Origin of the sequence: Bifidobacterium vespertilionis (assembly GCF_008698145.1) — a bacterium.
GTDB classification, from domain to species: domain Bacteria; phylum Actinomycetota; class Actinomycetes; order Actinomycetales; family Bifidobacteriaceae; genus Bifidobacterium; species Bifidobacterium vespertilionis.
On record NZ_RZNZ01000019.1, the window covers coordinates 45,044 to 51,043 of the forward strand.

Consider the following 6,000-nt stretch of genomic DNA (forward strand, 5'->3'; position numbering starts at 1 on the left):
TCCCCGTGATGCGTGAGTTGCTCCGAGTGACGGTCAGTCCGCTCCCCGTGACGCCTCGTTTCCGCTCGTGAGCCAGTCGAGTGCGTTGACCACCTCGACGCCGTCGGTCGTACCCAGTCCGAACGTGTCCAGCGTGAGGATCATGCGCCGGCCGGGGACGCCTGCAAGACGCGCGAACGGGGCGAATTCGCGTTCGCGGGTTCCCTTGTCCAAAATGCTGGCGCTTACCTGGATGAACATTCGCTCGACGCTCATGTCATCGCGCAAGCGTGTGGCGACGAAATCGATCTCCAGATCGTCCATCTTGCCCACCTGGATGCTGTAGCCGCGCACCCTGAGCTCGTTGTGGACGACGTTCTCCAGCAGGGGGCCGAAATCGCCGCCGGGGAATCCGAGCAGCATGTTCCTGATGCCCGGGTCGGATGGATAATATTTGCTCAGCCCCTGCAGGTAATCGCCGCCCCTGACATTGATGCGCTGGGCCCTGTAGAACAGGAATGCGTCCATCAGGCCCGAGATGTATCGCTCGATGGTCTCGTTGGCGGTCGGCCGGCGCGCGCTTTTCAGCCGATGCTCGATCTTCGTGACCGACACGGGTGATCCCGCGACGTCGGCAAGATATCGGGCCACGTCATTGAACACCAGTGGGTTGCGGATCTGCAGGTGTTGGGCAATGTCCCGCACGAAGATGGTGTCGTAGATGCCTGAGAGCACGGTGCGCGCCAACGCTTGGTTCGTTCCCTGATCGACGACCGGCGGCAGACCGCCGTATGTGGTGTATCGGGTGAACGCCTCGCCGGAGCTTGCCTGCCCTGTGTAATCGAGGAACTCCGAGTAGGTCAGGGGGAATACGCCGATCTGGACGTATCTGCCGGATAGCAGCGTGGAGAGCTGGCTGGAAAGCAGGTGCGCGTTCGATCCGGTCAGGTAGATGTCGGCATCGGCTTCGACCCGCAGCGCGTTGACCGCGCGCTCCCATCCATCGACCAGCTGCACCTCATCCAGCAGGATGTAGTTTCCGCCGCCTTTGCCAAGTCGCTCGGCGATGTGCCGGTGCAGCCGTTCGGCGTCGTAATCCGCATACTCGAACTCCTCGAGGTTGATCGCGATGATGTGCTCGCGGTCGACGCCGTCTTGCGTGAGGCGCTGTTCCAGCAATGCGAGTAGCGAGGACTTCCCGCATCGGCGCATGCCGGTGATGACCTTGATCAGGCCGTTGTCCCGCAGCGCGAGCAATTTATCCAGATACATGGGCCTTGGCTTGAGCTCCATCCCGTTCCCCCCGTTCCGCGCTGTTATTCCTATTCCACGCATTTGCGCGCGATACTTTTACTAGTATAACCGGGAAAGTATGGTTATCGAGGATACTTTTCCGGTTATGCTAGTAAAAGTCTGGGCTTCGAATGGCCGGGCCTGTGCAGAAGACAACGTCATCCTGAGCAGGGTTGTAGCCCCGCCCCGTCGTCCTGGGCGGACGGGATGGTTCCCATTCTGAGCGGAGCGTAGAGGAGTCGAAGGATCCTTCGTCGTTGTGCATTGGTCATTGGTGCACAAGTTTAAGGATCCTTCGCTCCGCTCAGGATGACTGGGGACTGCGTGCTCAGGATGACTGGGGACTGCGCTCAGGATGATGGCGGGAATACCTGCTGAGTGCTGGTCATGGGATTCCTTCCGAAGGTTTTCTGATTCGTTTCAGAGCGTGTCGAGGTGCAAGCATGCGCAATCATGATTTAAACTGGCCGTATCTGATCGTTTTCTGCGATGAGAATGATCGGATATGGAAAGAACAAGGCGTTTTGGGTATGCAGCACGCGGTGCGGCGTTAACAAGGAAGGAGTGTTTGCCCGCGTTTGTATCACCATGTCTGAAACGTTCAAGTATGGAACAGCAATGATGCAAAGGAAGAGTATGACAAGGAAACTACGGGTCATAGCGGCGGCCACGGCGGTCGCCACGCTTGGCGCGGGTCTCGTCTCGGGCACGGCGATCGCCGCCGGATCCGCGGATGCAGTCGCCACCCAGGCCGTCCAGTCCTCGCAAATCGAGGTTGGGCCGTCCTGGAAGGACACCGATGGGAATCTGCTGGAAGCCCACGGTGGTGCCGCCAACAAGGTCAATGAGGCCGAGTTCGGCATCGACGTGACCGGCGATGGCGACACGGACGACGACGTGTATCTGCTCTATGGCGAGAAGAAGACCAATGCCACCCGTCCCGTGGACGGCATCAACGGCTACTGGTCCACTGATCTTGAGAACTGGCACTACATGGGCAATGTGCTCCGGACGCACAACGTGCTGCCCAACAAGGTGATCTCCATCAGCGGCGACGAATCGTATACGGACTACGACTCGCAGCAGTACTTCGCCGATCACAAGGTGTCCCAGGACGGCAAGACCACCAACTACGCCGCGGGCTCCCAGAAGTACACGGTCCTCGATGAGGCGAATCTGCAGACGCTCAAGGATCTTGCCAATTCCGGTGAGGACACCGAGGACGCCAAGTCGGCCAAGGCGTTCATCGAACCGTACGTGACCGAGCGTGATTCCAACGGCAAGGCCATCGCATATGACGAGGCCAGCCTGAAGATCGGGTTCGAATACCTCTACGGCATGTACAACATCGTGGAGCGTCCCAAGGTGGTGTACAACAAGGCCACCAAGCAGTTCGTGGCGATCTTCCACTCCGATGGCGCCGTCAACGCGAACGCCGACCGCATCAAGTGGATCGAGGGCCTGACCAAGTCCGGCCTCGGCGTCACGGGCGGCAAGACGTACTTTGAACAAGGTATCGCCAACAACGACGCGACGGCCAAGAACACCGGGTCGCGCTACTCCCGCGCGCAGATCGGTTTCGCCGTTTCCGACAGTCCGTTCGGACCGTTCAAGATGGTCAATTCCACGCGCATGAACTTCGACAAGTCGCTGCACGCCACCCGATTCGGCGAATCGCGCGACATGACCGTGTTCGTGGACTACGGCCACGACGTGAACAACGATGGCGCGGACGACGCCTACGCCGTCTATTCCTCCGAGATGAACGCGAAAATGTACATCTCGCTGCTCAACAAGGAGTACACCGCGCCGATCGCCGCCGGCGATTCCGAACCCGAGGGCGACCATACCTGGCGATCTCGCGTACTGCCGGACAACTCCCGCGAGGCATCCGCGCTGTTCTACCACGACGGCTGGTATTACATGATTACCTCCGGCACTGATGGCTGGAATTCCACGCCGGTGATCTACTACCGCGCCAAGAGCGTGCTGCAGGATGCCGTCTGGGAGAAGCTCGGCAACCCGTTCACCGGCGACAATCCTTCCAAGGGATATGATTCGCAGCCCACCTACGTGCTGGTGGAGGATCAGGACAAGGGCCAGTTCATCTACATGGGCGACCGCTGGGTGGTGGACGGCAGGACCGGTTCCGCCGGACAGAATTCCAAGCTCATCTGGCTGCCGATCGAGATCACCGGCAATGCCGATAAGCCGATCAACATCTCCGGTCGTGCGTCCTGGAACCCGTTCGACGAGTCGCTGTATTCCGCACCGAAGGATTATGGCTCGATCGTGCTCGAGCAGGGATCGCTGCTGCCCGAAACGCTGAAGATCGACGGCAGGGACGTGGCGGTCTCGTGGGCCGATGGTGCCAACGATCAGGTCGTCTCCGCGGCCGCCGGCGCCACGCTGTCCCTTAACTTCACGGTGGATGGCGCCCGTTACAACGTCTCCGTGCAGATCATCGCCCCCGGTCTGACCTACTACGTCGATTCCGGCGCCAAGGATGAGGCCTCTGCCTCCGACTACGCTGCTGTGAAGGCCGCGGTCCCGGGCCTGAAGAACGCCACGCCCGATCAGGTGAGCGACGGCACCGGCTGGGGCTACGTGAGCAGCAACGTCGTCGCGAAGTCCGACGCCGGCAACGGCAAGGCGGACACGGGCCTGTACACCAATAACAGCGGAACGATCATCTCCTACAAGCTGCCGCTCGATGCCGGATCGTACACGCTCGACGCGGGCTTCCACGATTGGTGGGCCCAGTGGACCGACAACCGCGCGATGGACCTGACGGTCGCCGCCGCCGACGGCGCCGAGCTTGGCAAGGGCTCCGCCGCCACCAGCAAGAGCGCGGCCGATGCCACCGGAACCGTGTCGTTCACGCTGGACAAGGCGCAGACCGTCACGTTCTCCGTGACCCGCGCCGCGAACGCCACCGCCGACCCGATCCTCAACTGGTTCACCGTCTCCAAGAAGGCGACCGTCCTTGACAGCACCATCGTCGCGACCGCCGGCAAGCTGCCCGCGACCGTTTCGATCGACGGCAAGGACACCGCCGTGACGTGGTCGGCCGCCTCCGTGAGCGCCGCCTCCGCCAAGGCCTCCGTCGTGGCGAGCATCAACGCGACCGGTTCCGCCGACGGCACCCCCGTTTCCGCGACCGTGCTCAACGTGCCCGCCAACACCGTGTACTTCGCCGATTCCGGCGCGGCCGCTTCCGCCGCCACGCCCGACTACGACGCGGTGAAGGCCGCTCTGGGCGACGCGCTGCTCAACCAGAGCGCCGACCAGCAGTGGGATGGCAAGGCATCCGGCAAGACCTGGGGCTACTCGGGCGGCACCGGCACCGGCGTGGTCGACGCGAAGTCCAACGGATGGAACAACTCCTTCGTCTCCGCCGACTACGACTCCAAGAACGGCCAGATCACGTACCACCTGACCCTCAAGGCCGGCAAGTACAACATCGGCGCCGTCCAGTCGCACGTCAAGTACCCGAACGGCATCTACTCCACCGTGAAGGTGGGCGATGAGACGATCGGCGCTCGCAAGACCCTCACGGGCCTGAGCGACGCCAACGACACGGTCGTCCAGTCCGTGGAGGTGGCCAAGGATTCCGTGGTCGATGTGACCGTGGGCACCGATGGCAACAGCGGATACAACCTGCGCCTCGCCGCCGTGTGGGCCGCGAAGACCGGCGATGTGACGGTTCCTGAGACCCCCGTGGTGGATGTGGATCAGGCGAACTTCCCGGACGCTGCGTTCCTGAAGCTCGTAAAGGACTACGACACCAACGGCAACGGCAATCTGAGCGATAAGGAGATCGCCGCGGTCACCGACATCACCGCTCCCGTGGCAGGCATCAAGGACCTCAAGGGCATTGAGCACTTCACCGCGCTGAAGCAGCTGATCGTGGACCGCAACGAGATCACCGCCGTGGATTTGTCCACCCTGGTGAATCTTGAAAAGCTCGACCTGAGCAGCAACAAGCTCACCGCGCTGGACGTGTCCAAGCTCACCGGGCTGAAGAGGCTCGACATCGCCGACAATCAGATCGCGCCCGCGCTGGACCTGTCCGCCAACGGCAAGCTGACGTACATCAACGTGGGCGTCAACGCGCTGGCGGCCATCCGGCTGCCGGAGACGACGCAGCATGCTTTGACCAGCATCAACGCCAAGGACCAGATCGCAGTCGAGGTGCAGGCGACGGACGGCGTGTTCGATCTGAAGACCATCGCCGACTGGTTCGATCCCGCCAAGGTGAATGATCTCAAGGGCGCCGAACTCGACGGTACGACGCTCAAGAACATCACGGGCGACACCGTGACCTACGACTACGTCATACCGGACGGCAAGATCAAGTACACTCTGCCCGTAACGCTGAAGGTGACCGCCGCGCAGCCGTCGGTCGACAAGTCCGATCTGCAGGCCGCGGTCGATGAGGCCGGCAAGCTTGTGGAGTCGGATTACACGGCTGAGTCGTGGGAGGCGTTCGCGTCCGCGCTGCGTAATGCGAACACGGTTCTGGTTGATGATCAGGCCACGCAGGAGAGCGTGGATGACGCGGTCAGGCGGCTGGCCGAGGCGCGTGGCGCGTTGAAGCCGGCCGACAAGCCGTCGGTCGACAAGTCCGATCTGCAGGCCGCGGTCGATGCCGCGGGCGAGCTCACGGAGTCGGACTACACGGCGGAGTCCTGGGAGGCGTTCGCGTCCGCGCTGCGCAACGCGAAC

Annotated in this window: 2 protein-coding genes; one reads left to right on the forward strand and one right to left on the reverse strand. The window is 62.1% G+C overall.

The window, feature by feature from the left end:
• Positions 1–33 precede the first annotated feature (33 nt).
• Positions 34–1,272 (reverse strand): ATP-binding protein, encoded by a 1,239-nt coding sequence (locus tag EMO90_RS11105; RefSeq protein ID WP_150354758.1) that lies wholly within the window; start codon positions 1,270–1,272, stop codon positions 34–36.
• A 636-nt stretch (positions 1,273–1,908) separates the two neighbouring features.
• Here EMO90_RS11105 and EMO90_RS12625 point away from each other — a divergent pair.
• The coding region (locus tag EMO90_RS12625; protein ID WP_150395002.1) for a leucine-rich repeat domain-containing protein at positions 1,909–6,000 on the forward strand (4,092 nt) is incomplete at its 3' end.